The organism is Aquabacterium sp. UBA2148, from assembly GCF_002328915.1.
Classification (GTDB): domain Bacteria; phylum Pseudomonadota; class Gammaproteobacteria; order Burkholderiales; family Burkholderiaceae_C; genus Aquabacterium; species Aquabacterium parvum.
In genome coordinates, this window is sequence record NZ_DCXA01000284.1 from 3,687 (window position 1) to 5,001 (window position 1,315).

Annotated in this window: 2 protein-coding genes; both read right to left on the bottom strand. The window is 67.0% G+C overall.

The window, feature by feature from the left end:
* Positions 1–134: 134 nt before the first annotated feature.
* Entirely contained in the window at positions 135–389 is a 255-nt protein-coding gene (locus B2W70_RS15865; protein ID WP_286747128.1) for an acyl carrier protein, read from the bottom strand.
* Positions 386–1,315: 3-oxoacyl-ACP synthase III family protein (locus tag B2W70_RS15870; protein ID WP_286747129.1), on the bottom strand; the 930-nt coding region annotated here is incomplete at its 5' end. The genes B2W70_RS15870 and B2W70_RS15865, both read right to left, overlap by 4 nt.

Genomic DNA, 1,315 nt, shown 5'->3' on the forward strand with positions numbered 1-1,315 from the left:
GAGCCGGTCGCAGGCCCGCAGCCAGCTCACCTGGCGTGCAGCCCAAAGCCCGCGCCACCAGGCGTGCGGTTTTCTCGATGGGCAACACGGCGCGTGTGCTCAAGCCCGACCCCTGTGCGCGGCTGAACCTGGCTTCAAGGGGCCAGTGCCCCGTTGGCTGCCAGGAAATCCAGCACGTGCTGCACCTGCTTCATCTCGCGCGAGACCTCGGCCTGCAGCTCCAGGCCCAGGCGTTCGTCCAGCTCGGCGATCAGCATCAGCGCCCCCATCGAGTCCCAGCCCGGGATGCTGTCGCGAGGGGTGTCGGGCAGCAGGTTTTCAAGGGGCTCGTTGAAGGCGTCCGCCATCATCTCCAGGGCTTCCTGGGTGGTGAGGGTGCGTTGACTCATGGCGTGGTTTCCGAAGGATCAGGCGTGACGGTGGCAGGGGCCTGCGCACAAACGCCATGCAACAGCACGGCATCAGGAGGCAGCATGACGATGGCGGATGACCACGACAGGCCCACGCCATAGCCCAGGAGCATCAGGCGCAGGGGCCGATCGCGTTCGCGTTCGGACAGGGCTCGCGTCAGGGTCACGGCCACCGAAGGGCCGCCACAGTTGCCGGTGTCCTCGATGGTGAAGGGCACGCGGTCTTCGCTCAAGCCGCACTTCTTCATCAGGTGCTTCATGATGAAGCGGTTGGACTGGTGGAAAAGGTAGGCGTCGATGTCCGGCACCGACAGGCCCGCAAAGGCCAGCGTGTCGTTGAGCAGCGGCGGCACGCGCTTGATGGTGAAGTTGAAGATGCCGGCGCCGTCCATGCGCACGCACAGGTCTCGCGGGTCGGCGGGCGAGCGGTCGCGGAAGGCGCCGCCACGGATGATCAGGCCATCGGCGCCACTGCCATCGGTGAACAGGCCGAAGCTGGCGGGCTCGGCGTCGGCGGTGGTGGGTGCAGGCGATGCAGCGGGCGAGGCCTCCAGTGCTGTGGCCGAGCCGGCGTCACCGAACAACAAGGTGGTGGCGTGATCATCGGGGTGAACAAAACGGCTGGGCGTTTCGCCATGCAGCATGAGGATGCGTTGCTGGCCACCGGCCTTGAGCATGGTCGCCGCGATGTAGAGGCCGTAGGGGTAGCCTGAGCAGCCCAGGCCCATGTCGAAGGCCGCGCACTCGACCGGCAAGCCCAGCTTGGCGTGCACCACGCAGGCGGACGACGGCAGGAAGTGATCGGGCGACTGCGTGACCATGATCAGGCCCGTGATGCTCTCGGGGGCCCAGCCCAGCTGGTCCAGCAGTCGGCGTGCCGCTTCGGTGCACAAATCAACGGCGGT

Coding starts and splice junctions, on each gene's coding strand:
- B2W70_RS15865 (WP_286747128.1), bottom strand. CDS start 389: ATGAGTCAACGCACCCTCACCACCCAGGAAGCCCTGGAGATGATGGCG.